General features: G+C 62.7%; 22 protein-coding genes and 1 pseudogene. 8 read left to right on the forward strand and 15 right to left on the reverse strand.

From position 1 onward, the window contains the following. Positions 1-197 precede the first annotated feature (197 nt). Positions 198-3,215, reverse strand: a complete 3,018-nt coding sequence (locus GQY20_RS14790; protein ID WP_198350978.1) for a sensor histidine kinase — start codon at positions 3,213-3,215, stop codon at positions 198-200. 508 nt (positions 3,216-3,723) lie between these two features. Between GQY20_RS14790 and GQY20_RS14795 the strand changes: the two genes are divergently transcribed. Continuing rightward, on the forward strand, positions 3,724-4,629 hold the full coding sequence (locus tag GQY20_RS14795) for a LysR family transcriptional regulator (RefSeq protein ID WP_157217905.1): 906 nt from the start codon (positions 3,724-3,726) through the stop codon (positions 4,627-4,629). A gap of 46 nt (positions 4,630-4,675) precedes the next feature. Here GQY20_RS14795 and GQY20_RS14800 read toward each other — a convergent pair whose 3' ends face one another. The 5 genes from GQY20_RS14800 to GQY20_RS14825 all read right to left on the reverse strand — a co-directional run bounded on the left by GQY20_RS14800 (position 4,676) and on the right by GQY20_RS14825 (position 8,893). After that, positions 4,676-5,089: a putative quinol monooxygenase gene (locus GQY20_RS14800; RefSeq protein WP_157217906.1), complete on the reverse strand. Its 414-nt coding sequence runs from the start codon at positions 5,087-5,089 to the stop codon at positions 4,676-4,678. A gap of 25 nt (positions 5,090-5,114) precedes the next feature. Beyond that, on the reverse strand, positions 5,115-5,837 hold the full coding sequence (locus tag GQY20_RS14805; RefSeq protein WP_232476058.1) for a VOC family protein: 723 nt from the start codon (positions 5,835-5,837) through the stop codon (positions 5,115-5,117). Between the two features lie 248 nt (positions 5,838-6,085). Continuing rightward, positions 6,086-7,096, reverse strand: coding sequence for an aldo/keto reductase (locus GQY20_RS14810; RefSeq protein WP_157217907.1), 1,011 nt, complete (start codon positions 7,094-7,096; stop codon positions 6,086-6,088). A gap of 280 nt (positions 7,097-7,376) precedes the next feature. Next, positions 7,377-8,018 (reverse strand): type 1 glutamine amidotransferase domain-containing protein, encoded by a 642-nt coding sequence (locus tag GQY20_RS14815; protein ID WP_198350979.1) that lies wholly within the window; start codon positions 8,016-8,018, stop codon positions 7,377-7,379. Positions 8,019-8,596: 578 nt separating this feature from the next. Next, positions 8,597-8,893: a putative quinol monooxygenase gene (locus tag GQY20_RS14825; RefSeq protein ID WP_157217909.1), complete on the reverse strand. Its 297-nt coding sequence runs from the start codon at positions 8,891-8,893 to the stop codon at positions 8,597-8,599. A gap of 638 nt (positions 8,894-9,531) precedes the next feature. On the opposite strand from GQY20_RS14825, the gene GQY20_RS14835 reads away from it, so the two are divergent. Beyond that, a complete protein-coding gene (locus tag GQY20_RS14835; RefSeq protein WP_198350980.1) occupies positions 9,532-9,816 on the forward strand; it encodes a winged helix-turn-helix domain-containing protein in 285 nt (94 codons plus the stop codon). On the opposite strand, the gene GQY20_RS14840 is transcribed toward GQY20_RS14835, so the two are convergent. Next, positions 9,813-10,448, reverse strand: coding sequence for a response regulator transcription factor (locus GQY20_RS14840; RefSeq protein ID WP_157217911.1), 636 nt, complete (start codon positions 10,446-10,448; stop codon positions 9,813-9,815). The two genes, GQY20_RS14835 and GQY20_RS14840, sit on opposite strands and share 4 nt — an antisense overlap. Continuing rightward, positions 10,445-11,113, reverse strand: coding sequence for a sensor histidine kinase (locus GQY20_RS14845; RefSeq protein ID WP_157217912.1), 669 nt, complete (start codon positions 11,111-11,113; stop codon positions 10,445-10,447). The genes GQY20_RS14840 and GQY20_RS14845 overlap by 4 nt, the downstream gene beginning before the upstream one ends. 407 nt (positions 11,114-11,520) lie before the next feature. On the opposite strand from GQY20_RS14845, the gene GQY20_RS14850 reads away from it, so the two are divergent. The 4 genes and pseudogenes from GQY20_RS14850 to GQY20_RS14865 all read left to right on the forward strand — a co-directional run bounded on the left by GQY20_RS14850 (position 11,521) and on the right by GQY20_RS14865 (position 15,306). Then, the gene (locus tag GQY20_RS14850) at positions 11,521-12,060 is read left to right on the forward strand and encodes a hypothetical protein (RefSeq protein WP_157217913.1); all 540 of its coding nucleotides are present in this window, start codon (positions 11,521-11,523) and stop codon (positions 12,058-12,060) included. Positions 12,061-12,443: 383 nt separating this feature from the next. Beyond that, complete coding sequence (locus tag GQY20_RS14855) at positions 12,444-13,172, forward strand: alpha/beta hydrolase (RefSeq protein WP_198350981.1); 729 nt, start codon at positions 12,444-12,446, stop codon at positions 13,170-13,172. Positions 13,173-13,274: 102 nt separating this feature from the next. Beyond that, entirely contained in the window at positions 13,275-14,183 is a 909-nt protein-coding gene (locus tag GQY20_RS14860) for an MBL fold metallo-hydrolase (protein WP_157217915.1), read from the forward strand. Between the two features lie 156 nt (positions 14,184-14,339). After that, a pseudogene (locus GQY20_RS14865) lies at positions 14,340-15,306 on the forward strand (alpha/beta fold hydrolase). 268 nt (positions 15,307-15,574) lie between these two features. Here the strand turns inward: GQY20_RS14865 and dps are convergent. Beyond that, the gene (dps, locus tag GQY20_RS14870; RefSeq protein ID WP_198350982.1) at positions 15,575-16,024 is read right to left on the reverse strand and encodes a DNA starvation/stationary phase protection protein Dps; all 450 of its coding nucleotides are present in this window, start codon (positions 16,022-16,024) and stop codon (positions 15,575-15,577) included. On the opposite strand from dps, the gene GQY20_RS14875 reads away from it, so the two are divergent. After that, positions 16,017-16,502: a type II toxin-antitoxin system HipA family toxin gene (locus tag GQY20_RS14875; RefSeq protein WP_157218257.1), complete on the forward strand. Its 486-nt coding sequence runs from the start codon at positions 16,017-16,019 to the stop codon at positions 16,500-16,502. The two genes, dps and GQY20_RS14875, sit on opposite strands and share 8 nt — an antisense overlap. Before the next feature lie 235 nt (positions 16,503-16,737). Then, positions 16,738-17,867 (forward strand): IS3 family transposase gene (locus tag GQY20_RS14880; protein ID WP_408641116.1). Its coding sequence is split into 2 segments (ribosomal slippage): positions 16,738-16,993 and positions 16,993-17,867, totalling 1,131 coding nucleotides; the frame shifts between segments, so codons are not numbered across the junction. Between the two features lie 138 nt (positions 17,868-18,005). On the opposite strand, the gene purU is transcribed toward GQY20_RS14880, so the two are convergent. Genes purU through folD form a run of 6 tightly spaced genes read right to left on the reverse strand, consistent with a single transcriptional unit; the run spans position 18,006 to position 24,804 of the window. Continuing rightward, the gene (gene purU / locus GQY20_RS14885) at positions 18,006-18,845 is read right to left on the reverse strand and encodes a formyltetrahydrofolate deformylase (protein ID WP_157217918.1); all 840 of its coding nucleotides are present in this window, start codon (positions 18,843-18,845) and stop codon (positions 18,006-18,008) included. A gap of 17 nt (positions 18,846-18,862) precedes the next feature. After that, positions 18,863-19,417: a sarcosine oxidase subunit gamma gene (locus tag GQY20_RS14890; protein WP_157217919.1), complete on the reverse strand. Its 555-nt coding sequence runs from the start codon at positions 19,415-19,417 to the stop codon at positions 18,863-18,865. Further along, a complete protein-coding gene (locus GQY20_RS14895; protein WP_157217920.1) occupies positions 19,410-22,340 on the reverse strand; it encodes a sarcosine oxidase subunit alpha family protein in 2,931 nt (976 codons plus the stop codon). Before GQY20_RS14895 ends, GQY20_RS14890 begins: the two co-directional genes overlap by 8 nt. Then, on the reverse strand, positions 22,337-22,621 hold the full coding sequence (locus GQY20_RS14900; protein WP_157217921.1) for a sarcosine oxidase subunit delta: 285 nt from the start codon (positions 22,619-22,621) through the stop codon (positions 22,337-22,339). The genes GQY20_RS14895 and GQY20_RS14900 overlap by 4 nt, the downstream gene beginning before the upstream one ends. A 12-nt stretch (positions 22,622-22,633) precedes the next feature. Continuing rightward, positions 22,634-23,881 (reverse strand): sarcosine oxidase subunit beta family protein, encoded by a 1,248-nt coding sequence (locus GQY20_RS14905; RefSeq protein WP_157217922.1) that lies wholly within the window; start codon positions 23,879-23,881, stop codon positions 22,634-22,636. Then, on the reverse strand, positions 23,878-24,804 hold the full coding sequence (folD, locus tag GQY20_RS14910) for a bifunctional methylenetetrahydrofolate dehydrogenase/methenyltetrahydrofolate cyclohydrolase FolD (RefSeq protein WP_157217923.1): 927 nt from the start codon (positions 24,802-24,804) through the stop codon (positions 23,878-23,880). Before folD ends, GQY20_RS14905 begins: the two co-directional genes overlap by 4 nt. Positions 24,805-24,958 lie beyond the last annotated feature (154 nt).

Here is a 24,958-nt window from a genome sequence, read left to right on the forward strand (position 1 = left end):
GAACTCGAAGTCGGCACTTGATATACCACAACCTGTCGCCGGCTCCTTGCATGTGTCGAGGTTGCTCTCTTACGGCCCTCACTTGGCGCGCAGGGCATCGCTCATTAGATTGATTTAGACGCCGGCCTGCAGCATGCCCGAGCCGGTCCGCATCATGTCGTCCTGCAGCCGCAGCAGCGCGCCGAGCTCATCGCGAATCACCGGATGCTCGTGGTCGACCATGACCCGGATCTTGCGATCCATTGCCACAGGCCTCGGAGGTGAGAAATCATCGAACCCTCGGTTTCATAAGCGATTCTTCCGGGAACGATAAGCTGGATCTCGGTACCGCTTTCTTCACGTCGCCGCACGTGCAAACGTCCATGGAGCTTCCGCGCACGTTCATTCATGCCTGCGAGCCCATAGTGACCGTCGAGAACGCCGCGATCGATCGTGTTCTGATCGATCCCTCGCCCGTCGTCCCCGATGGTGAGGCTGAATTCTCGGCCGTGGCTAATCGACACCGTGATCTGCCCGGCGTCGGCATGCCGCCAGATGTTGAAAATCGCCTCGCTCGCAATGCGCGCCACCTCCTCCATGACGTGTGGTTTCAGACGCACTTGTTTTCCCTCGGTCGCGACCTCGATTCGCACCGCGGAATCGAAGCCCTGTCGAGACAGGATACTCTCGATTACCTCGCAGACATCAGCATTCTGTTTGGTGCGCAGATTGCGGACCCGGTCTCTGGCTTCCGCAATGACGTTGTCAGCGCCGTCGATCGCATCTTCCAGCGTCTGCCGTTCCGGCGCCTTTTGGGGGAGACTGTCCACCGCGAGCTGGAACCGCAGAGTCAACATCTGCACCGATTGCAGCAGTGTGTCGTGCAGCTCGCGCGCGATCCGCTCCCGTTCGTCGCTACGCTCCGACAGTCTCTCGCGGATGCGGTTAGCCACAGCCCTCAATCGCATCGAGTAGGCCTGCCATCCCAGTATCAGGAGGACGACTCCACAGAGAAGCTTGAACGGCCAGCTCTGCACGAAGGTCGGCTTGACTTCAAAATACAGCGTGGCAGGCGGGGACCAGGTTTTCTGGTCTTCCGAGGCGATAACGAAGAACCGATAGCGACCAGGCCCCATATTCTCGAAGGAAGCGATCCGTCGATCGGTAGGCTCGGACCAGGAGGGGTCGACGTCCGCTAACCGGTAACGGAAACGAATACGCTCGGGAGAAGCGAAGTTGAGCGCGGTGTAACCGAAGTGAATGCTGGTCGTTCCGGGCGAGAGCGTTGTGGACGAAGGGTCACGCACGCGGAGCGAGGCCGCTTCTATAGAAGTGATGAACACGGGCGGCGCTCGTTTGCGCACCTCCAGACCTGACGGATCGACATAAGCGAGGCCCGCACGGTTGAGCTGCCACAAGCGACCGGTGGCGTCCGCTGCAAGCTGCATCCCGCGAAAATTATACTCCTGCATCGGACGCACGCCGTCGCGCGCGTCGAGCAGGGTTCGCGTCAATGGTGCCGCGGACCCGGCGAAGGCGCGATCGAGCTCGGCACCGTTGACCCGCGAAAGGCTGTTCGCATCCATAAACCACACGTCCCCCTGCGGTGTCTCGGCGATGCCCCGGAGCGAGGTAACCCAAGAGACCCGAGCTCCGTCTATTCGAGACAACTTCCCGTCCCTGTAGCGGAGAAGGGCTTTCGACCCGCTGACGAACAGATCCCTTTGCCCAGCAGAGATCAGTGAAAGTGCTCCGGGCGCGTAGCGGACGAGCGAGGTCGTGATTACCCGATCTCCGACGAGGCGAACGAGGGCGTTCTTGGTCACATAGGCGAGATTACCCTGTGGGGTGCGGACCATGTCCCACTGGTACAGCTTGGGCAGGTCGCGAGCAGGTCGGTGCCAACCTGCGGCATCGTGCCAGTAGAGCTTGCCCTGGATGTCGCCGACCCATAGCCGACCAAGCCGATCCTCCACGCACTCCGATGTGAGAATCCAGTCCTTCGGCCTGGCAAACACGGTCTGTTGGACTCCCCGCAAATGGACGACGCGCGTCGGGAATAGCAGCCAGATCCCTCCGGACCATGCCGGGCACTGCCCCCAATTCTCCTCGACAAAGGTCCGGCGTACATTTCCCGGAAGAACATCAAAAAGGCCCGCGTTCGTGCCGACAACGGCTCGCCCTGCCAACAGCGTCAGCCCCATGCCTGCTGATGGTTCCCCGGGCAGCGCTGCTTCCTGTATCACGGCCGCCGGTCGGAAGCGATCTAGCCCAGCCTCCGTGCCGACCCAAATATTCTGGCTGCGATCGACATAGATCGACGTGACGACGTCAGAGCTCAACCCATCCGCACCAGCAAAACGCCTCACGATCCGCTCGCCACTTATCCCCGGCCGTTGCGCTGAAATGTGATACAGGCCTTTGCCCGCGAGCGACGCTCCCCAGAAGTTGCCCAGTCCATCGAAAGCAAAGCTGCCCACAGAGTCGGGCAATGTCGTGCCGAGAGTGGGCGGAACGGAGGGAACTGAGCCGTCGCTGTTGACCACCTGTTGGATAGTCCGCCCGGCTCTCCAGATCGCGCCGCGTTGATCGCGATAGCAGCGGATACCCTTCCACCCGACGAAGCTGCCCTCGAACTGCTTGGCACCTGGCCGCAGCGGCACCAAGCGCATCCCCCCGACATGGCCCAATTGAGCCCAGAGAGTGCCATCTGCGCTGATGCACATGTTCCATGGCGCGCCATCGACAAGCCGCAGACGCCTGTCGGCATGTTCCTCCCAGTGGCCGTTTGCATAGCGCTGCAACCGGCTGTCGGGGTAATCCGACGGATGCGACATCGCCCAGATCGCCCCGTCGCGGGTCTGCACCATGTCGACGACTGCGTACGGCCGGTGCAGCATCGGCAAAACCTGCAGCGCCCCCTTGCGGAACACCGCAATCCCGCCGTTCGCCCCATAGCCAATCCACAGCTCGCCGCTGCGCGTCACCAACAGCGCAGTAGCCGGCGCGTTCTCCATCGTCGATCCGCGAGGCGCCTCGATCCGTTCGAACGAGGCGCCGTCAAAGCGGAAGAGCCCTTTGGACGAAGCGAGCCACAGCCAACCGTCCGGCGCCTCGATGATCTGGCTGATGGAGCTCGGTGCGCCAGAAAAGCTGGTCCAACTATCATGCCGGTACCCGGTCAGCGCCGGGACAGGGGTTTGGGCATGGATGGGCGCTTCGGCGACGAGAACCATCGCCCACAACAGGATTGCATTTAGGAGACGCATACAGCGACGACGCCGCGCTGCCGGAGCGCGTGGGGGATCACTTCAGAATACGTCTCGAAAACAGCCATGCCCGAGCCCCATGGTGTTGACGCCCGATGTTGCACGATCGCGTTCAAGCCGTCGAGCACGAACCGGCGTCTCCGACGAGGGATCAATGTTCTGTTGTGAGCTGACGCCTCCGCACCGCGCGTCTGTGCGAGGAACAGTCAAAGCCGACGCGATCGGGCCACCTATCCGAGCCGCTCAAGCTGACACCGGTTCATAAGCCGATGGGAGCCTCTTTTGCTTGTCGACAAGAGGGTGCCGGCATGTCGCGTAACTCGATTGAAGACCTGAACTGTGTGTCCTGGCAGGTCCGGCTTTTTCACGGCATGGGCCCACCGGATTTGATCGCTAGCTTCACAGATGGGACGACATTGACGCGCCGCGCCGTTAAGCTCGCCGTCGATCTGAGAACGCAAGGCACAGGTGCGAGATGGACAATCGTGCGGGCGAGATGCTGGTGTTCGTGCGCGTGGTGGAGGCGGGCAGCTTCTCCGAAGCGGCGCGGCTCATGCTGATGACGCCCTCCACCGTGTCGAAGCTGATCGCCCGGCTGGAAGCGCGGCTCGGCGTCCGCCTGGTCGAACGCTCAACGCGCCGGCTGGCGCTCACGCCCGAAGGGCAATTCTACTATGAACGCAGTCTCGCACTGCTCGCCTCGCTCGACGAGACCGAGCAGCAGATCGCGCAAGGCGGGGCGGAAGCAGAAGGGATGATTCGCGTCACCGCCTCCGTGACGTTCGGCACAGCGGCGCTCGAGCCGATCCTGCCTGAGTTTCTTCGCACCTTTCCGGGAATCACGGTCGACCTTTCGCTGTCGGACGATCTCGTCGATCTCTATCTTGATCGCACGGATGTCGCGATCCGCGTCGGCAAGCTCGCCGATTCCAATCTGATGGCCCGCCGGATCGGCGAGACCCGTCGCCGCATCGTCGCCTCGCCAGCCTATCTCGCCCGCCATGGCAAGCCTCAGGTGCCGGAGGACCTCGCCCATCACAATTGTCTCGGCTTCAACTTCCGCCGCGCCATGCCGGTCTGGCCGATGCGCGAGGGCGGCCGGATCGTCGAGCGCATGCTGAGCGGCAACCTTCTCGCGAACAATGGCGAGACACTGCGCCGCATGGCCATCGCCGGGATCGGGATTGTCCGAACCGCGGACTATCATTTGCGCACAGCCATTGCTTCAGGCGAGCTCGTCGAGATTCTCGCCGATATGGAAGGCGGCGAGGTCGACGACATCCACGCCCTGTTCCGGGGTGCGCAATTGCTGCCTGCGCGCGTCCGGGCATTTCTTGATTTCACGGTGCCGCGCATGCAGCGTTTCCTCGAGGAGGGGTGAGAGGAGGCGTGACCGGGCCCAAGGGGAGCCCCAGTCGCGCAGGGCATCAGTGCTGGCCGTGCCCCAGAACCTCCATGCGCATCACGTCGACCCCGCCCTCGGTGAGCTGGGGCAGCTTGGCGAACCAGTCCTTCACATAGGGCATCGCATTGTGAGCCTCGAAATCCGCCACGCTGGCGAAGATCTCGTAGAAGATGAAGTGACCCGGCGCCGCCCGGTCCTCCTGCAGGAAATAGACGAGGTCCTTGGGGTCGCTGCGCACCAGCGCGACCAACGGCAGCGTGGCTGCGCGCAGTTCGGCTTCCTTGCCCGGCTTGGCGCGCACTTGCGCGACGATCGAATAGGCGCCGGCGGGAATGTCGGCATAGGGGATGCCCACAGCCTCGCGCGCCGTCAGCGGGTTCGCGGTCATCGCCGCGATACAAGCCGCCAAGCCGATCGGCATGATCTTGATGGTCATCGTCAATCTCCTCTGCAGAGGGGCATCATTGGGCGCCGGCGAGCGCCTGCTGTCGTTTGGCGAGTGCGTTGGCGAAGCGCTGCTTGACCGGTCCGAGTGCCTTGACGAACTCGAGCTGCTCGCCCTCGGGGCCCTTGCAGTAGATCAGTTCCCAACCGTCCGATGGCGCCTCGGTCACCTTGTTGGTGTTGGCGCTCTGGGGCGCCGCCTTGCGCTCCGCATCGGTGCGGACCCGGATCGTGCGATTGGCCCGGACCTGGTCCATTCCGCGCCGCGCGGATTCCGCTTCCAGATCGGCGATGAACTTGTTGAAGTCGACATCGTCGCGCAGATAGAAGCAGATGTGCATCATGCGCGGATAGGCCGGGCTCATGTTCGCGAGCGGCGGCGCGAAACTGTTGGGGCCACCCATGGGCTCGTCCGAATTGCGATATTGCAGCAACTCGACGACGACATTGTCGAACTGGATGAAGCGCACGTCCAACCGCTGGTCGCCGTCGCGCAGATTGGGCACGCCGATCGTCTGCGGGTCGACGTGCAATTCGTTGGCGCGGATGTCCTGATCGGCGAGCAGCGTGTTGTGGACCGGGTCGCCCTGGAAATCGCCATGCCGGAAGACCTCGGTGCCACCCAGCACCTGCGTGTAGAATTCATAGGCGCGTTCCATGTTCTGCACGGTCAGCCCGAAATGCTGGACACCCTGCAGACGCGCGCCGAGCGGACCACTGTTACGCGCGGCCGACGACATGCCGTCAACGCCCCGCGATGGGGCTGAGGCCGCTGGCGCCGGTCCGGCTGCGACGGCGCCGGCGACCATTGCGGCGCCAGCCGTCGACAAGAGCTCGCGGCGGCCAAGGCTTGCAGCTTTGTTTCCTTCAGGGTCATGCACGGTCTTTCTCCTGTCCGTTCGAGACGCGTCGATCTTTTCGACGCGAGCCGCCCTTCGGCCGAAGCGCCTGCATCGGCCGTGAGCGAATGTTCCGGCTGACGCGACCGTCAGTCCGCGATGGGGAGCGGGGCGGCTGGGTTGACCAGGCCTCCCGCCCGCAATTCGCGCCAGAAGCCTGCGGGGACCTGTTCTGCCAGCGCCGCACTATCCTCGGCGATGCGGCTGGGACGGCTGGCGCCCGGAATCACCGCTGCGACCGCGGGATTGGCGAGGGAAAATTGAAGCCCCGCAGCCTTCATGCTGATGCCGTATCGGTCGGCGATCGCCTTGATCGCCGCGACCTTGGCAAGTATCGCCGGTGTCGCGGGCGCATATTCGAAGTTCGGGCCGCCCACGAGCGCGCCGGAACTGTAAGGACCGCCGACAACGATCCCGAGCCCGCGCTCGGCGACCTTTGGCATCACGCGCTGAAGCGCGCGATCATGGTCGAGCAGCGTGTACCGGCCGGCGAGCAGGAAGCCATCCGGACGCGGCTCGTCGAGGTCGAGCAGCAGCTCGATCGGCTCGACCCGATTGACGCCCAGCCCCCAAGCCTTGATCACGCCTTCGTCCCGCATTCGGTCGAGGGCACGGAACGCGCCCCGCCGTGCCGTCTCGAAGACGCTCAGCCATTCGTCACCATAGAAATCCTGGGCGACATCGTGGACGAAGGCGATGTCGATATGATCGGTCTTGAGCCGCTTCAGACTCTCCTCGATCGAGCGATAGGTCCCGTCCTCGCTATAGTCGTTGATCACCTTGTTCGGTCGGCCGTTGGCGAACACATCGCCTTTCTCGCCATTGTCGCGCGGACTCTCCTCGATCTCGTCGAGAATGACGCGGCCGACCTTTGTGCTGATCACATAATCCTCGCGCGCCTTCCCGGCGAGCGCCTCGCCCATGCGGATTTCGGCGAGGCCCGCACCATAGAAGGGCGCATTGTCGAAATAACGGATGCCATCGTTCCAGGCGGCCTGGACCGTCGCGAGCGCTTCCTCTTCCGGGATCGCGCGGAACATGTTGCCGAGCGGCGCCGCGCCGAAACCGAGCTTTCCGGGCAGGATTTCCTTAAGTGCCATTGTCTGGACCTTTCATTCTGTACCGTTCCCCGGATCCGTCGTCCGGCGTCGACCAGCGGAATAGCCCTGGCGCCGATTGCGCAATAGCCGGGCTCCGATCTCAGCACTTAGGATGCCAATTCACAGGTCGCTCATGTGGCGAGCAGACGGGCCATCATCTCGCCCGGACGGTGGCGAGGCTTCCGCCTTTGAAACAGGACGAGATTGGCGCCCCGCAATTTTTCGAAGAGGTCCGGCCGTGGTGGCGTTTCCCGATTGACGCGGCCTCAGTTCACGCGCCTCATTTGAGTGCGGCGACAAGTTCCTTGCCGAGCTGGGTCGCGGAGGCCGGATTTTGGCCCGTGATCAGTCGGCCATCAACGACGACGTGCGGCTGCCAGTTGGCGACGGACGAGTAGACGGCGCCTTCCGCCCTCAGCGCGTCTTCCAACTCGTAAGGCACGTCTTCGCGGGCATAGTCATATTCCTCAGCCTTCGAAAAGCCGGTCAGCTTCTTCCCATGGACGAACGGCTTGCCGTCACCTACGTCGACGCCCAGCAGGCCGCACGGCCCGTGGCAGACGGCCGTCACCAGCTTGTTGGTGGTCCAGGCACGGACGATAGCATGCTGGACATCGGCATTCCGCTGAATGTCAACCATGGGCCCCAGACCGCCGGGAAGCAAGATAGCGTCATAGTCGGCGGCATCGACCGCTGCGAGCTTGCGGCTTCGGTTAAGCCGACGGAAAGCCTTGCTTTCAAAGAAAGCCTTCTGGGCCGGATCGCTCTCGTCATAGGCATCAAAAGGTGTCCACCCTCCCGCTGGAGACGCAAATTCCACCGCGATACCGGCCTCGTCGAGCACATCAAAGGGATGCGCCACTTCGGCGAAGAAGAAGCCCGTCTTCCGATTGAAGGGGCCGATCACGGCCGCGTTGGTCACGATGAAGAGGACATGTTTGGTCATCGGAGTTCTCCTTGAAATCTTCGGGAAAGACCTGCCGCGAAGCGGTCGGCCTGGCCTGGGCGTCGCCGCAGTGCCACCATGACCCTGCTGTCGCGCAACCTGCAGGCTCGAAAACTATTGCCGCTCGCACTGAGCGGTTCTGGTTGCGACCAGCGGCGCTTCTTCAAATCATGTTGAAAATGCTGATAACATCATCGGCCGATCAGGGCCGGTGAAACGTGGTGAATCTTCGGGAGCTCAATGGCCAAAGGGTCGAAGCCCGGTGCCGGCGCGAGAGGCGCCTCGCAGCAAGCAAGTCTCGCGCGCAACTCCGCCCCTTTAGCCTTGAGTCGGGCCAATCGTTCCCGCAGCGCTTGGCGGCTCTTTCTTCGGCGCCAGCCCCACGCTCGTCCTGACAACCGGCGCCATAGAATGCCGCGTCATCGAACCAGCCTATGCGCACCTTCCAGGCGGCCTCCACCGTGGCGAGCGCCTCCTCCTGCGGGATCGCGCGAAACATATTGCCGAGCCACGCCGTCGGAACCAGGCACGACGGGAAGATGTCCTCTCGCCTTTCAGCGCACTGCTAGCGCGTCGAGGCTTAGCGCCAGCCGCTCCGCTAGGGCATTCACCTGGCCGAGATAGGCCTGGAAATGGGCAGAAGCGCGATGCTCTGCAAGGGCCGTTGCATCGGTGTAAAGCTCGTCCAGAACGAACTTTTCAGGATCGGCACGATCGCCCCAGAGATCGTAGCGCAGATTGCCCGGTTCGGCACGGCTGGGTGCAATCATGCCCTCGAGGAGCGCGCGCAGATCCTCAGCCTTGCCGGGGAGGGCAGTCAGGATGGCGATGGTCTTGACTTGGTCATTCATGGCTAACCCTCCTGTTAGGCGAAGAGCCGGGACGTGACACTCGCAACCCGGCGGCCGAGATATTCGGCCCCGTCGAGTTCGTCCGCACCTGGTGCGCGGCCGCCATCGAAACCGGCAATTGTCGTTGCGCCGTAAGGAGCGCCGCCTCGGACCTGATCCACGCCCATTTGCCCTGCAAAGCCATAATTGAGCCCACGATGACGAGTCCGAGATGGAGCAGGTTCGCGGGGCGCGAGCATAAAGCCTTCACGATCGGGACATGAGTTAAGGCCCGTGAATTCCGGCAAAGAGCGCTTGCAGAGTTTCTCGGTCGATCGCGCCACCTTCGCCTACCCTCGGCCGTTACCCCATCGGGTAGTGATTGGCACCCGAGTGAGCGATGCGTCACCGGAGCAAGCAAGATAGGTTCTGATCGGACGAAGCGAATTGCGGAAGCGGTGATAACGGCAGGTTGTGCTGCCTCGGCAATAGTGTCCGATCAATCAGAAAGGCCGCTACCGATGATACCTCATGTCACGCCCGCGTCCGTGTCAGGACCGCCAGACGCACCTGTCCCACTCGTGAATATATCGGAAAAACAAGCCCCTCAGCCTAGATCGTTTGCCTTTGGTCCTTTCATTCTGCAACCGGAGCGCCAATTGCTGGCCCATGACGGACGGGCTGTACGGATCGGGGGGCGCGCCTTCGACATCTTGACTGTCCTCGTCGGACGTCCGGGCCAGGTGGTTGGCAAGCGAGAGCTGATCAACCTAGTCTGGCCCTCGCTTTTTGTCGATGAAAGCAATTTGAAGACGAATATGGCTGCGCTGCGCCGCGCGCTGGGCGAGCGGCATGCCGAAGCGCTCTACATCGCGACAGTCATCGGCCGCGGCTACCGTTTCATATGCCCGGTTCGGACGTTCGGCGAAGGATATTGCACCTAGCGCTCGAAGAAGCCGCGGCGGGTCGCGACAGTGACCGCGTGTGTGCGGTCGTCTACTCCGAGCTTTGCGAAGATCGTTTTTAGATGTGCCTTGATGGTATCGGTCGACAGGTGGAGCACGCGGCCGATCTGCTTGTTGGCATGCCCTTCGGCGACGAGACGAAGGACCGCGACTTCGCGATCCGTCAGCGGTTCGTCGAGAGCGTGGGCGGCGAGGTCGTGCGCAATGTCGGGGCTGATCGCGTGGCGTCCGGTGTGGACTGAGCGGATGGCGTCGATCAATTCCCGCCGAATGCAGTTTTTGAGCAGATAGCCGGCGGCTCCGGCTCGCATGGCGCGGACGGCCTGAGCATCACCCGGATAGGTCGTGAGGACAAGGATGCGGGCACCCGGGGCAAGACCACGGATCGCTTTGATCGCTTCGACGCCGCCCATTTCGCGCATCTGCAAATCCATGAGGGTCACGTCGGGTGACAAGGCGCGAAACTGGTGGACTGCCTCCAAGCCGTCAGCGGCCTCGCCCACGGCCGCCATGTCCTGCTGGCGATTGAGCAAAGCGGCAATCCCGTCGCGGACCATCTGATGGTCGTCGACGATGAGCACGCGGATTGGGGCAGGGGCAGCCAGCGTCATTTTGTTGTCCGGAACCCGGCAAAGAGACCAAACCTGCCTTCATCATAGGCGATCCGGCCCGGGATTGTCAGCAAAAGTTCCGTATCTCCACCGGTACCTCGATGAATTATGAGGTCGCCCCCCAATTTGATGGCTCGCTCACGCATGTTGGGCAGACCGTAATGGCCCGTGCGCGCGCCCCGAGACAATATTTCCGGTTCGATGCCCGCACCATCGTCTGCCACCTTTATCGTGAAAGACCTGCCATATCCGATCTCGACGACCAGCTTGGTGACATTCGCGTGGCGCCGGACATCGGAAATCGCTTCATGGGTGATTCGTATGATCTCGTCGAACACAAGTGGGTCGAGGGGCCGGGTTGCGCCCGAACTGGTCACGGACATCTCGACAGGGGCGGTAAAAGCCTGCCGAGCGACGATGTCACAGAGAACCTTCTCCATGTCGCCTTCTTCGAAGGTGCGTAAGTCGCGAATCCGATCGCGTCCTTCGGCGATGAGCTGATCAGCCTGGTCGATCGCAGCTTCAAGCACAGGCCGTGCAGGCTCGTCCTTCGGGAGATAATCGACCGCAAGCTGAAAGCGCAGCGTCAGCGCCTGCACCGACTGGAGCAGGGCGTCGTGCAGTTCGCGAGCGATACGGGCACGTTCAGCGATGCGTTCGTTCATACGCGCGCGCATCCGGCTGGCTACTGAGCGCAGCCGCAAGGCATATGCAAGCCATGACAGGCCGATCAGTGCGACTCCGCAGAGGAGGCAAGAAGGCCAGCTATCAAACAAGGTCTGGAGAGTCTCGAAAGACAAGTTGGCACCAGTGTGGTTCCGCCTGCCATCGCTGTTCGCGGCTACAATGCGAGCCACGTATCGACGGGGTTCCAGCTTCGCGTCGTCGGCGGAGCGTGGCGTACCGCAACGCACCCTTTGGTCGTCCACCTTTCAAATGACAGCGGAATTGGATGTGACGCGGGATAGGAACGCTGAGTACCTTGCGGCCGTTCCGGCCATGGGCAAGCCCGGCGGGGCCGGGTGGCGGCACGCGCTCACACGTCACACCGCCAAAGCGGCTCAACCCTCCGTTGGCTGCGAACCAGAGAAAGCCATCCGGCGTTTGCGCCATCCGCCACATCCTGCGCAGCACACCATCGTCCACAGTCCAATGGATATCTTTGTGCTGCCGCAAGCCCAACCGGATCGCCGGTCCATCGGCCGCAGAAGCGGTCCTGGCGTTTTTGGGAGAGGTTGCCGACCCGCGTCGGGCGGTCAACGAACAACAGGTGAACATCCCCGGAGTTCGGCCCAGGCTGCGCAACCAAATTGGCAGTGGAGCAAGCGAGTTTGAGGCATGCGACAGCGGTTCGAACGACCGAAACAGTAGGATGCGCGTCGCCGTCATCAATCCGTTCCATTTCAAAATGCGCCGAAGCCTCAAGAACTGGTTACTAGAACTTAAGACTGCAAGTGCCCGCGTCGATAACCTTCCAGGAACCTCACGGGAATTGACCGCCTTTTACCTTGCTGAACGAAGCGATGTTGCGGGGCTGGTGAACACGACCACCGCCACCCGACTTCACCGAAACTTACCACGGTTGACCAACGCCTGGCTGTTCTCGGGGTAAAAGGGCTGCGTAAATTAAGTCGACGGAGGACGGCATGAGCAGAGGCGAAATACTGGTTCGGGGTGCCGACGCATCCCGCGTCGAAGCGCCGGGCAGTTGTTGGGGGCCTGAAACGGCCGTTGCTTCGACGTCCATGTCATCGAAGGTCGGGAACTGATCGCCAAGCGGAAAGACGCGTTCGGATCATCCGATCGCAAAAGCCCTCGTCGCCGCCCGGGATCGCCAACGCGTCGCGACCTGCCCCCTCGCACGCAAGCGATCCGCGATCGCGAGCGACGCGCGCGTCCCCCGCCTCCTCCGCCCTCTCCCGGGCCGGGGGGCGCGCACCCCTAAAACCTTGGAGACACGCAATGAAACGCACCCTTTTTGGAGTCTTGCTAGCCATGGCCACTTCGACAACCGTACCAGCCGACGCCCGTGCTGCCGACAAGCCCGTTTCGATCGTGCTTGTGCATGGCGCTTTCGTGGATGCCTCGGGCTGGAAGCAGGTCTACGACATCCTGACACACGACGGCTATGAGGTGCTGGTCGTCCAGAACCCGACAGTCACGCTGGAGGGCGATGTCGAGGCAACGCGCCAGGTTATTGCTAAGGCGACGAGGCCGGTTCTCTTGGTCGGGCACAGCTATGGCGGTGCCGTCATCACCGAGGCGGGCGCCGATCCCAAGGTGAAGAGCCTCGCCTATATCGCGGCGCTCGCGCCTGATGTCGGGGAATCCGTGTTCGAGCTGGCGACCCGACCGGTGCCGGGCGAGTCCGGTCCGCCGTTGCTGCCGCCGGCTGACGGTTTCATCATCGTCGATCCCGCCAAATTCCCGACCGCTTTCGCTGCTGATGTCGATATCTCGATCACCGGCTTCATGGCGGTGGCCCAGGTTCCCTGGGGCATCGCCGCAGTGCAAACCAAGCTCACCAGCGCGGCCTGGCGGGACAAGCCGGTCCGCTGGATGCTGCCGAAGCAGGACCATATGGTCTCGCCGACCACGCAGCGCTTCATGGCGACCCGGGCAAAGGCCAAGGTGACCGAGATCAACAGCAGCCATGCCGTGATGCTTTCCCACCCCAAGGATGTCGCCGCCTTCATCGAGGCTTCGGCCGCCGACGACCAATAGCCGCAACGTTCCGGGCGGGGCGCCGCGCCGACCGCCCGGAAACGCAGCTGACGATTGTTTATCTCGTGGATCTGATCGGAATATGGGCTGAAGGGATGCTAGATGGCCGATGCTTCGCACATTCGGATTGCTTTTACGCGCCGCCAGGCGCTCACGATGGGCGGTGGAGCGGTGCTTGCCTCGGCTTTGGCGGCCCGGAGCGCGCCGGCGATTGCCGCTCATGAGCGTTCCACCCGGAGCGCGAGCCTGATCCAGATACGCAACGCGACCCTGCGCATTGACTATGGTGGAGTTCGTTTCCTCGTCGATCCCGTGCTGGCGGACAAAGACGCTTATCCGGGTTTCGAAGGGACGGCGAACAGCCAGCGACGCAACCCGCTGGTGCCGCTGCCCATGCCGCTCGCCCCGATCGTCGACGTGGACGCCGTCATCGTGACACACCTGCATCCCGACCATTGGGACGAGGTGGCGAAGGCCAAGCTCAACAAGTCGCTGCCCATTTTCGCTCAGAATGCCGAGGACGCCACCCAACTCAAGGGGGCCGGCTTTTCCGACGCGCGGGTGCTAACCGAACAAACCCATTTTCGCGGGGTGAGTCTAAGCCGCACGGGCGGGCAGCACGGCACCGACGCGACGTTGAAGGCACTGCCGCAGATTCTTGGCCCCGTCAGCGGCTTCGTCATGAGCCATCCCGCTCACAAGACCCTTTATGTTGCCGGCGACACGATCTGGAACGTTGAAGTCGAGCGCGCCATTGCCCGTTACGCTCCCGATGTCATCGTACTGAACGCTGGCATGGCGACGGTGATCGGACTCGATCCGATCATCATGGGTCCTTCCGACGTCCTTGCCGTGCATCGGGCCGCGCCCAACGCCGTGCTGATTGCCAGCCACATGGAAGCCTTCAACCACTGCATCCTCAGCCGAGCCGATCTGCGCGCCTTCTCGAAACGGGATGGATACGAACAGCGGCTGCTCATCCCTGCAGATGGTGAAACTCTCGAGATTTGAAGCGGCCGTGCCGTCGCTTCCCAAGTTGACCGCGATCTGCATTCCCGGAGGCAACCGCTTTCCATCCGACCGCATAGGAGTCCGCGACGCGCCGGAGCCGCATTCCCACGGGTTGAGAAATCCGGGACCGCGATGGAGCGATGCTCAGGAGGAATTATGAAGAATATAGCTGCTGCTCTGGGGCCCATTCTTTTGAGTCTCTCGTTGGCGCACCAAGCGCGCGCGCAAGGCATTGTTGGCCCCACGGCCACACCTGCGCCCGTCGTCGTTCACTACCGGACGGAACGACGGCGTGAAAGTCTTCTACCGCGAAGCTGGGCCGGCCAACGGCCCCGTCGTGCTGCTGTTGCACGGCTTTCCGACCTCCTCGCATATGTTCCGGAACCTGATCCCCTATCTGGCAGACAAATATCGGGTCATCGCGCGGGACTATCCCGGCTTCGGCCAGAGCGACGCGCCGGATCACACCCAATTCACCTATTCGTTCGCCCATTATGCCGACATGATTGATACGCTGGTCCAGCGCCTCCGCGCCAAGCGCTACGCCCTCTATCTGATGGACTTTGGTGCGCCTGTTGGCTGCCGGCTCGCACTGAAGCATCCCGAGCGGGTCAGCGCGTTGATTGTGCAGAACGGCAATGCCTATGAAGAAGGATTGGGCGATGCTTGGCACACGATCAAGGCCTATTGGACCGCGGGGACGCCCGAGACGCATATGGCACTGGCCGGCCTGTTCTCTCCCGAGGTCACGAAGTTCCGATATACCGACGGCATGGGCGATGCGGCGCGCATCAGTCCGGACAACTGGGTCCATGACCAGGCGCTGCTCGACAGGCCCGGCAACCGCGAAATCCAGATGGACCTGTTCTACGACTATCGCACCAATGTTTCGCTCTACCCGCAATTCCAGAAGTTCTTCAGGGACCGCAAACCACCGACGATCATCCTGTGGGGCAGGAACGACAAGATTTTCCCGGCCGAGGCCGCTTATCCCTATCGGCGAGACTTGCCCGATACAGAATTCTATCTGTTCGAGAGCGGCCATTTCGCGCTCGAGGATCGCCTTGCGGAGATGGCGCCGCTGATCCACGACTTCCTCGACCGCAAGGTGGCTCAGCGCTGAGCGAACGCAGGTGTCTTTAGCATGGCGCCTCGCATGGCCTGCGAACCAGCAACGATTGCGCGGCTATTGCCGACACGTTCGAGCGGGCGGAGGGGGCTAAGGGTGGTGCAGGCATCAATGCTCGCCACCTGGTTGCTTTCGCCGATCGTCACGCGCGCGGCCCGGATCTGGCGCCTCGCAGATCAGCAAGGGAGGATCGTAGCCCTCGGCAGAGACGGAGCACTGCAACCCGGACCTTCCGTCGGCCTGGTGGCCGAACGGGTGGGAGTCAGTCGTCCAGCAGATGGGCCTCGATCAGCCAGAGCTGCTTGTCGCTGCCGCGCGAAATCTCGGTAAAAAAAATGTCGGCGGTATCGGCGTCGCCCTCGGATTCCGCTGCAGCAATCCCGGCGCGCATTCGTGCACCGAATGACGCGAGGCTCGCTGAAAGCGCTCTGAGATGGGCTTCGCCGTGACGCGCTTCGAGCGGGTAAACATAGAGCGTGGACAAGGCAGCGGTGGTCTGGACACGTCCGTCGGCAGTATGGCCGAGCGTCGTGATCCGTTCGGCGAGGAGGTCGACGAAGCCTTCTACCTCGTCATGGAGCTTATCGAACAGCTCGTGCAATTGGAGGAATTGGGGTCCCCGCACATTCCAATGGGCCTGCTTCGTCTGCGCGTCGAGGTCGAGTGCATCGGATAGGGCCGCCTGGAGGAGCGTAACGGCCTGCCTGCGCACAAGATCGGACAAATCGGTTCGGCTCGGTTCCTATACCGAGATCGTCGATTTCATGCGCGGCCACTCCGCCGACCCGGAGCGGGATTTCATCGAACTCTATCGCCGCCTGATCTTCACCATCCTGGTGTCGAACAAGGATGATCACCTTAAGAATCACGGCTTTCTCTATACCGGCCGTGGGCAATGGCGTCTGTCGCCAATGTTCGACGTCAATCCGGCACCCGACCGCAATCCGCATCTCGAAACGGCGATCTTCGAAGGCGGCGCCCATGACCGATCGATCGCGCTTGCTCTAGATGCCTGCGAGTTTTTCGAGATCGAGACGCCGGACGCACGCGCGCTGATCCGGGATTTGGCAAACACAGTCGCACAACACTGGCGCGGCGCGTTGCGCGACGCCGGGATCACGAGCGCGCAGGTGCGCACCTTTGAACCTGCCTTCGAGCACGAAGAAGCCGAGTTAGCGCAAGGCCTGTAAGTCATATCTGACGATATATCGCAATTTAAAAGTCATATCTGACTTACTAATCGAATGGCCTTTGTCCGAAAATGTATACATATTTCGGACAGTCTGCGCTGGAGCACTCGGTTGTCGTCGCGGGTCGCGATGCGTCGGCAGTTCTTTAGTTTGTTTTGACGTCCTCCCTGTTTTTTCATCCATGCTGAGTGAGAGTTTTCCGGCCCTTTGATGCCTGTGAGCAAGGAGCTGGGACATGAAGAAGACGCGCTACACGGAAGAGCAGATTGCGTTCGCGCTGAAGCAGGCGGAGACGGGTACGCCTGTCGCCGAGGTCATCCGCCGGATGGGTGTTTCGGAGCAGACCTTCTATCGCTGGAAGAAGGTGTATGGCGGGCTCGGCGTTGGCGAGTTGCGGCGGGTGAAGCAACTCGAGGACGAGAACCGCAAGCTCAAGCAGTTGGTCGCCGACCTCAGTCTCGACAAGCACATCCTGCAGGATGTTCTGGCAAAAAAGCTCTGACGCCTGGGCGGCGGCGCGAGATCGTCGCGCACGTCCAGGCGTCCCATGGGGTGAGCGAGCGGCGCAGCTGCCTCGCGCTCGGCGTCGATCGCTCGTCGGTGCGGTACCTGTCGCACAAGCCGGATCAGGCGCCGCTCAGGCTGCGGATTCATGATCTGGCGGCAGCGCGGATGCGCTACGGCTATTTCCGGATCTACATCCTGCTACGCCGGGAAGGATGGCTGGTGAACCACAAGCGGGTCTACCGGCTCTATCGGGAGGATGGATTGAGCCTGCGGCTCAGGCGCCCTCGTCGCAACGTCAGCGCTGCCAACCGCGCGCGGCAGCCGGCAGCGTCGGCACCGAACGAGATGTGGTCGATGGACTTCGTCTCGGATGCGCTGTTCGATGGTCGTCGCTTGCGGGCGCTGACGGTGGTCGATGCGTTCGCCCGCGAGGCACTGGCGATCGACGTCAACCAGGGCATCAAGGGCGAGCAGGTGGTAGCGGCGATGGCGCGTATCTCGTCGTTGCGCGGCGCGCCCAGGACGATCCGGGTGGACAATGGCCCCGAGTTCATCTCGAAGGCGCTCGATCGCTGGGCGTACGAGAATGGCGTCACGCTTGACTTCAGCCGGCCGGGGAAACCGACCGACAATGCGTTCGTGGAATCGTTCAACGGCCGGCTGCGCGACGAATGCTTGAATGCGCATTGGTTCCTGTCGCTGGCAGATGCTCGGACCAAGATCGAGGCTTGGCGACGGGACTATAATGAGAGCCGTCCTCACACGGCTCTTGGCTGGTTGACGCCAGCCGAATATGCTGCATCCGCCGGGATTAATCCCGGCGGATGCAGGCCGGAAACTCGCATCACGCCCGGATGAGAAACCGGGGGACCGTCAAACAATCGCCCGGCTCTAATCCCAGCCGGAGGAAAGCTGGGGGTCAGGTCACCGCCTTTAAGGGGGCAACAACAGCCACTCCCGCCAACACTACAGACCCCGCTCGGTGAACAAGGCGGATTAGAGAATGACCGTCTTGTTCCCGTTGGGGAAGATACGGTGTTCGGCGTGCCAGCGAACCGCACGGCTTAACACCGATGCCTCGATCTCACGCCCGATCGCCACCATTTCCTCCGCAGCTACCGCGTGATTCACGCGTCGAACATCCTGCTCGATGATTGGCCCTTCGTCGAGATCGGCGGTCACGAAATGGGCCGTCGCGCCGATCAGCTTCACACCGCGGGCATGCGCCTGGTGATAGGGCTTGGCCCCCTTGAAGCTCGGCAGGAAGCTGTGATGGATGTTGATGCAGCGGCCATCGAGCTTTCTCGAGAATTCGTCAGACAGGATCTGCATATAGCGCGCAAGCACGGTGAGGTCTGTCCCGCTCTCCTCGATCAGCGAGAGAAACCGGGCCTCCTGCGCAGCCTTGCCTTCGCTCATCGGCAAGTGATGAAAGCGCAAGCCATGCCACTCGCTGACCTTGCGCATCGTCTCGTGGTTGGAAACAACGCCGACGATCTCGATGGGAAGCTGTCCGATCTCCTGCTTGTGGATCAGGTCGATCAGGCAATGGCCGAACTTTGAAACGGCGATCAGGACCCGCTCCTTCTTCGACAGGTCCTTGAGCTGCCAATCGAGCTGGAGCTGCCGGGCGAGCGGCTCGATCTTTTCGGCGAGGGACTCCAGCGGCATCGGACTGAGCAGCTCGATCCGCGAAAAAAAGCTTGCTGTCTCGGGGTCGCCGTAGACTTCCGCAGCGCGGATGTCGCATCCGTGTGCAGCAACGAGCGAGGCAACCGCCGCCATGATACCGGGCTGATCGGGCGAGCGAAAGCGCAGGACGAAATTGTCGGTCAAAGCGAACTCCTGATGGATCAGCCGCGGGCAAGGACACGGGCGGCGTAAGCAGCCATGGATTGATCGACGACAATGCGAAAACGAGGCGCGCCGTCGAGATCAGCCAGCCGTGCGATGACCATCGTGGTATCGCCCAGCAGCGAACGGGCGACATCGTCGACCCGGAAGCTCTTGTCCCAAAGATCGAGGGGGCAATGCGCGGCGAGCACATCACGGGCATCGCTGCCGGTGAGCACGAAGGCGGTCCGGCCGTGGGTGATGTCGAGGGCAAGCGCGGCCTCGTCGTCGCGGAGGTCCGATTGCGCCAGCCATGCCGCCACAGCCTCCTCGCCGCCGCAGATCAGCCATTCCCCCGGAGCCAGCCAGACAAAGGTCAGGTCGTTCTGCACGACCTGTCGCCGCAACGGAGGCGGGGCATTGCCGGTGATCGAGGCAAATCGGCCGTCGGCGTCGGGGCCGTGAACGCGCAGCTTGGCAAGGGCGATGTCCTCGATCTCGAGCGCGAGTGTCGGGCGAACGAAGCCGGCGGCAGGGGATGGTGCTCGTGCTAGCAAAATTTGCGGGTCAGGCATGGAGACGCTCCCCGGAAGGATCATAAAAGCGGACATCGGCAATTTTCGCGGCTCGCCAGGTTCCCAGATCCCAGATCCGGACGGCCTCGCCCATCCGCTCGCCGCCGCGTTCGACGAGTGCCAGAGCAACAGGGCGGCCAAGCGTCGGCGATTGGGCGCTGGAGGTGACCCACCCCTGGGTGCCGCGCGCTTCGACCGCTTCGCCAGGCAGGACATGCGCGCCAACTGCCAGCGGACCGGCACCGTCGATCACTTCAAGCCCGACGAGCTGGCGCCGGTCCGGGCGGAGTCCATCGGGCCGCACGATGGATCGCCGACCGACGAAATCGTCAGGCTTCTTGGCGATCGCTGCGCCGAAGCCCAGGTCTTGCGGATATGTGGTGCCATCGGTGTCCGAACCGACGTGCAGGAAGCCCTTTTCGAGCCGCATCACCATCATCGCTTCAACGCCGAATGGCGTTATCCCATGCGGCTTGCCAGCGCGCATCAGCTCTTCCCAGAGCGAAGCGCCATAGCGCCACGGAACCGCCACTTCATACGAAAGCTCGCCAGAGTAGCTGACTCGCTGCACGCGGGCAGGCACCCCGCCAATCGCGCCGACGCGGATTTGCATGTGCGCAAATGCTTCGGACGAAAGGTCGATATCGCTGCCCAACGCGGCCAGCACATCGCGAGCCCGGGGGCCGGCGATGTTTACCACCGCCCACGCGGTCGTGACATTCTCGACCGCGACGCGCAGGTGCGGCCATTCGCATTGCAGCCATTCGTGGAAGGATTCAGCAATGGCAGAGGCATGGCCACTCGTGGTGCCGACCAGATAATGACATTCGCCGATCCGCGCGATCACGCCGTCGTCGTAGACCACCCCATGCTCGCTGAGCATCAGCCCGTAGCGGCATTGACCGATCTTGAGCGTGCGAATTCCGCCGACATACATGCGCTGCAGAAACTCTGCTGCATCCGGCCCCTTGACCTCGATCTTGCCGAGCGTGGAGGCGTCGAACAGTCCCGCAGCCTGGCGCACTGCCATCACTTCACGGGCAACAGCGCGATGCTCGTCCTCGCCCGGGCGCGGGAAAAAGGCTGCGCGGCTCCATCGGCCATAGGGTTCCATCACCGCGTCAAGCGCAAGCTGGGCCGCGTGCGAGGGAGTTTCTGAAAGCGGGCTCAAGTCCTCGCCGGTGGCGCGGCCGGCAAAGGCGCCGATCGTCACTGGGTCAAACGGAGGGCGGAACCTGGTGGTGCCAATCGCGGGTGCAGCCTTGCCAAGGAGCGCCGACAGCGTCTGGATGCCCGATATGTTCGACGTCTTGCCCTGATCGGAGGCCATGCCCAGCGTGGTATATCGCTTGAGATGCTCGACCGAGCGGAAGTTTTCGCGGGCGGCAAGCTGCACATCGCCCACCGTGACGTCGTTCTGGAAATCGAGCCACGCCGAGGCAGCCTTCGGATCGCCATCGGCAAAGCGGCGGGTCGGGCCGACTGGGGCAGGGGCGGGATAACGGACAGCAGTGCCGCGCGCGACGTCGCGTGCCATGGCGATGGCTGCTGTCAGGTCGAAAATGCCCGCTGCCGCGCCGACATTGACCGCGTTCTGGACAGCGGTCGCTGGCAGGAATGCTTGCAGCGCATCATCATAATCGAGCGATCCACCGGACTGGGAATGGAGATGAACGGCGGGATTCCAGCCATCAGACATCAGGATCGCATCACAGCTGAGCCGCTGACGATGTCTGCCATCAAGCGCCGCGATATCGAGTCCCTTGACCATACGACGCCCGCGCGCGGCGATTGGCACTGCGCCTTGAACAACGCGGATGCCGCATTCTGCCGCGGCCAGCGCGGGGGCACCGGGGGACACGCGCGAATCGACGATCGCCACGGAGGCGCAGCCTGCAGCATGGAGGGCGCGTGCGGCAGCGTAGGCAGAGTCATTGTTGGTACAGACCACGATCCGTTGGCCGGGAACCGCGCCATAGCGCCGTGCATAGACCTGTGCTGCAGAGGCAAGCATTACCCCCGGCAGATCGTTGCCTGCAAAGGGGATGGGCCTTTCGAATGCCCCGGTTGCCAGGATTACCTTGCCTGCCCGGACCTTCCAGAGCCGCTGGCGCGGTCCTTTCCGCTGGTGTGGAGGCAGGTGATCGCTGAGACGCTCGGCAAGTGCGACGAGGTTGTGGTCATAAAACCCGAAGGCCATCGTCCGGTTCAGCAATTCCACGTTGGGCAAGGCGCGCAGCCGGGCCAGTGCCGCGTCACGCCAGGCCATGGGCGCAGAGCCTTCGAGTTCATCGGCAGAAGCCAGCAGTCCACCGCCAAATTCGCAGTCTGCCTCGACCAGCATAACGCGCTCGTTGCCCGGCGCGGCCGCCGCCGCCTCGGCAGCTGCAAGGCCGGCGGCGCCGGACCCGATGACAAGCACATCGACATGGGCGAACCGATGCTCGTAGCAATCCGGATCGGGCTCGGCCGGGGCGACACCCAGACCCGCAGCATTGCGGATCGACGGCTCGAAGGCATGCCAGTTCGGCCAGAAAAACGTCTTGTAATAGAAGGCTGCCGGAATGAACCGCTTGAACAGCGAGTTGATTGCCAGAAGATCGAATTCCGCACTCGGCCGGGCATTGACCGGACCGGCGACCAGCCCCTCGTAAAGCTCGACCTGAGTTGCCTTGATATTGGGGAGAGTGTGCGATCCCCGCTCAAGCTGCACGATCCCGTTCGGCTCCTCCAGCCCGGCAGCGATGAGGCCGCGTGGGCGATGGTATTTGAAGCTCCTGCCAATGATCGAAACGCCATTGGCGATGAGGGCCGATGCCAGCGTGTCGCCGACAAAGCCCTGGTAACGCCTGCCTGCCCATTCAAAGTTGATGGGTTTGCTGCGATCGACAACGAGGCCGGAATCCGTCCGCCAACCGCTCATGATCCAGCCCCCGCGTCGATGGTCTCGCCCATCCGGTAGATCGCCGTGATCTTGTGGGTCACGGTATCGCGCGCCACGTTGAACCACTGACCGCAGCCAGCCATGTGCAGCCAGCGCTCACGGTGCTCACCCTTTGGGTTGTGCCTGTAAAAGAGGTAGTCGGCCCATTGTTCATCGCTGGCAGCGTCGTGCGGACCGGGCCGCTGCACGTGACTTTCTCCGCCACAGCGGAACTCGATTTCGGAGCGGGGCCCGCAATAGGGGCAGTCGATCAGCAGCACGTTCCTGTCCCTTTAATGAGCAATGCCGGAGGCGGAGGCCTCGTCGATCAGCGCGCCGGTGCGGAAGCGGTCGAGCCCGAAGCCGCGAGCCAGCGGATGCGCTTCACCGGTCGCCATGGCGTGGGCGAGGCACCAGCCGCCTGCCGGGATCGCCTTGAAGCCGCCGGTTCCCCAGCCGCAATTGACGTAGAATCCGCCCAGGTCGGTTTTGCTGATGATCGGCGTGGAATCGTGGACCACATCGCAGATGCCCGCCCACTGGCGCAGGAAGCGCAGTCGGGAGAAGGCCGGAAACAGCTCGACCACACCCGCCGCCGCCCGCTCCATCCAGGGAATGTTTCCGCGCTGCGCATAGGACAGGTAAAGGTCGAGACCGGCGCCGAGAACGAGTTCGCCCTTGTCGGACTGACTGAGATAGGTGCCCGTCGCGGGAGACAGGACGACCGTGTCAAGGCACGGCTTCACCGGCTCGGAGACGAACGCCTGGAGCGCGAATGACTGGATCGGAAGGCGCACTCCGGCCTTTGCCGCCACCACCGAGGAATGCCCGGCCACCGCCATGCCGACCGTATCGCTGCGGATGGCGCCGTGACTGGTTACGACGCCGCGCACATGGCCGTTCTCGACAATGAAGTCGTGGACTTCGCAGTTCTGGATGATGTCGACGCCAAGGGCCGATGCGGCGCGGGCGTACCCCCAGGCCACCGCATCATGCCGGGCGGAACCGCCGCGCGGCTGATTGAGGCCACCGAGGATCGGGAAGCGCGGGTTCTCGTTCAGGCCCGGGATCAGCTTCCGGACCATAGCCCCGTCGTGCAGCTCGGCGTCGATGCCGTTGAGCAGCATGGCATTCGCCGACCGCCGCAGCATTTCCAGCCCGTGCCGGTCATGCGCGAGCGTCCACATCCCGCGTTGCGAGAACATGATGTTGTAGTTGAGCGCCTTCGAAAGCCCCTCGTAGAGCTTCACGGAGAACTCGAAGAAGTTTGCCGTCTCGGGGAAGAAGTAGTTGGAGCGGATGATCGTGGTGTTCCGGCCGGTATTGCCACCGCCGATCCATCCGCGCTCGATCAACGCGACATTTGTAATGCCATGGTTCTTGGCTAGGTAGTAGGCAGTTGCGAGGCCATGGCCGCCACCTCCGATGACGATGGCATCGTAATGCGATTTAGGCTCGGCATCGCGCCAGGCCGGCTGCCAGCCCTGCTGTGCATTGAAGCCCTCGCGCAGAAGGGAAAGGGCGGAATAGGTTCTGGTCACGCGTTGTTCACTCCGCTTGCTTCCAGCAGGCCGGGGGCCGGCTGGATCCGGCCATTGTCCCGGAACGCCTGGGCGGACGATCGCTCGGCGGAAGCGATCGTGTTCTCCAGCAGCATGGTGACGGTCATCGGGCCGACCCCGCCGGGCACCGGCGTGATATGGGAAGCCCTCTGTGAAACACCGTGGAAGTCGACGTCGCCGGCGATGCTGCCGTCGGGCAGCCGATTAATCCCGACATCGATGACCACGGCGCCCGCCTTCACCATCGGCGCAAGGATCAGGTTCGGAACTCCGGCGGCGACCACCAGGATGTCCGCAAGGATCGTGAATTGAGCCAGGTCGCGGGTCAGGGCGTGGCAGATCGAGACCGTCGCGCCGCGCGACATCAGCATCAGCGCCATCGGCTTGCCGACGATGTTGCTGGCGCCGACCACGACGACGTTCTGGCCGGCGATGGCAATATTTTCGCTTTCGAGAAGCTTGACCACGCCATAGGGCGTGCACGGCGAGAAGATCGTGTTGCCGACCACCAGGCCACCGACATTGTACAGATGAAACCCGTCAACGTCCTTTTCGATCGAGATCGTTTCCAGGACCAGGGGAAGGTCGATATGGCCGGGCAAGGGCAGCTGGACGAGGATACCGTCGATCGCATCGTCTGCGTTCAGGCGGGCGATGGTTTGCAACAACTCTTCGTTGCTCACCCTTGATGGGAAGCGTATGCATGTGGACTCGATACCGACCGCTTCACAGGCGCGAATCTTGTTCCGGACATATACCGCCGATGCGGCATCCTCGCCGACCAGGATCACTGCGAGTCCGGGCGCTCTGCCACGGCGTTTGGCGATAGATCGGACGCGAATCCGCAGTTCACCCCGCAGCTTTTCGGCCAGGCGCCGACCGTTGATCAACTTGGCAGTCACGATGGCCTCGCTGCTCGCAATTATTGGGCCAGGCTCTCGTGAAACGGGATGTTTCGCTGATGTGGCACACAAGTGTTGCATTTGTCTGGGGTCGGCATAGGGAACCCTATGCCAATGTATTAAACATAGGGGGCCCTATGTCAAGAGGATGGAA

Source organism: Flavisphingomonas formosensis, assembly GCF_009755815.1.
In the GTDB taxonomy this organism is placed as follows: domain Bacteria; phylum Pseudomonadota; class Alphaproteobacteria; order Sphingomonadales; family Sphingomonadaceae; genus Flavisphingomonas; species Flavisphingomonas formosensis.

Coding starts and splice junctions, on each gene's coding strand:
- GQY20_RS14790 (WP_198350978.1), bottom strand. CDS start 3,215: ATGGTTCTCGTCGCCGAAGCGCCCATCCATGCCCAAACCCCTGTCCCG.
- GQY20_RS14795 (WP_157217905.1), top strand. CDS start 3,724: ATGGACAATCGTGCGGGCGAGATGCTGGTGTTCGTGCGCGTGGTGGAG.
- GQY20_RS14800 (WP_157217906.1), bottom strand. CDS start 5,089: ATGACCATCAAGATCATGCCGATCGGCTTGGCGGCTTGTATCGCGGCG.
- GQY20_RS14805 (WP_232476058.1), bottom strand. CDS start 5,837: ATGTCGTCGGCCGCGCGTAACAGTGGTCCGCTCGGCGCGCGTCTGCAG.
- GQY20_RS14810 (WP_157217907.1), bottom strand. CDS start 7,096: ATGGCACTTAAGGAAATCCTGCCCGGAAAGCTCGGTTTCGGCGCGGCG.
- GQY20_RS14825 (WP_157217909.1), bottom strand. CDS start 8,893: ATGAATGACCAAGTCAAGACCATCGCCATCCTGACTGCCCTCCCCGGC.
- GQY20_RS14840 (WP_157217911.1), bottom strand. CDS start 10,448: ATGACGCTGGCTGCCCCTGCCCCAATCCGCGTGCTCATCGTCGACGAC.
- GQY20_RS14845 (WP_157217912.1), bottom strand. CDS start 11,113: ATGAACGAACGCATCGCTGAACGTGCCCGTATCGCTCGCGAACTGCAC.
- GQY20_RS14855 (WP_198350981.1), top strand. CDS start 12,444: ATGGCCACTTCGACAACCGTACCAGCCGACGCCCGTGCTGCCGACAAG.
- GQY20_RS14860 (WP_157217915.1), top strand. CDS start 13,275: ATGGCCGATGCTTCGCACATTCGGATTGCTTTTACGCGCCGCCAGGCG.
- GQY20_RS14890 (WP_157217919.1), bottom strand. CDS start 19,417: ATGCCTGACCCGCAAATTTTGCTAGCACGAGCACCATCCCCTGCCGCC.
- GQY20_RS14895 (WP_157217920.1), bottom strand. CDS start 22,340: ATGAGCGGTTGGCGGACGGATTCCGGCCTCGTTGTCGATCGCAGCAAA.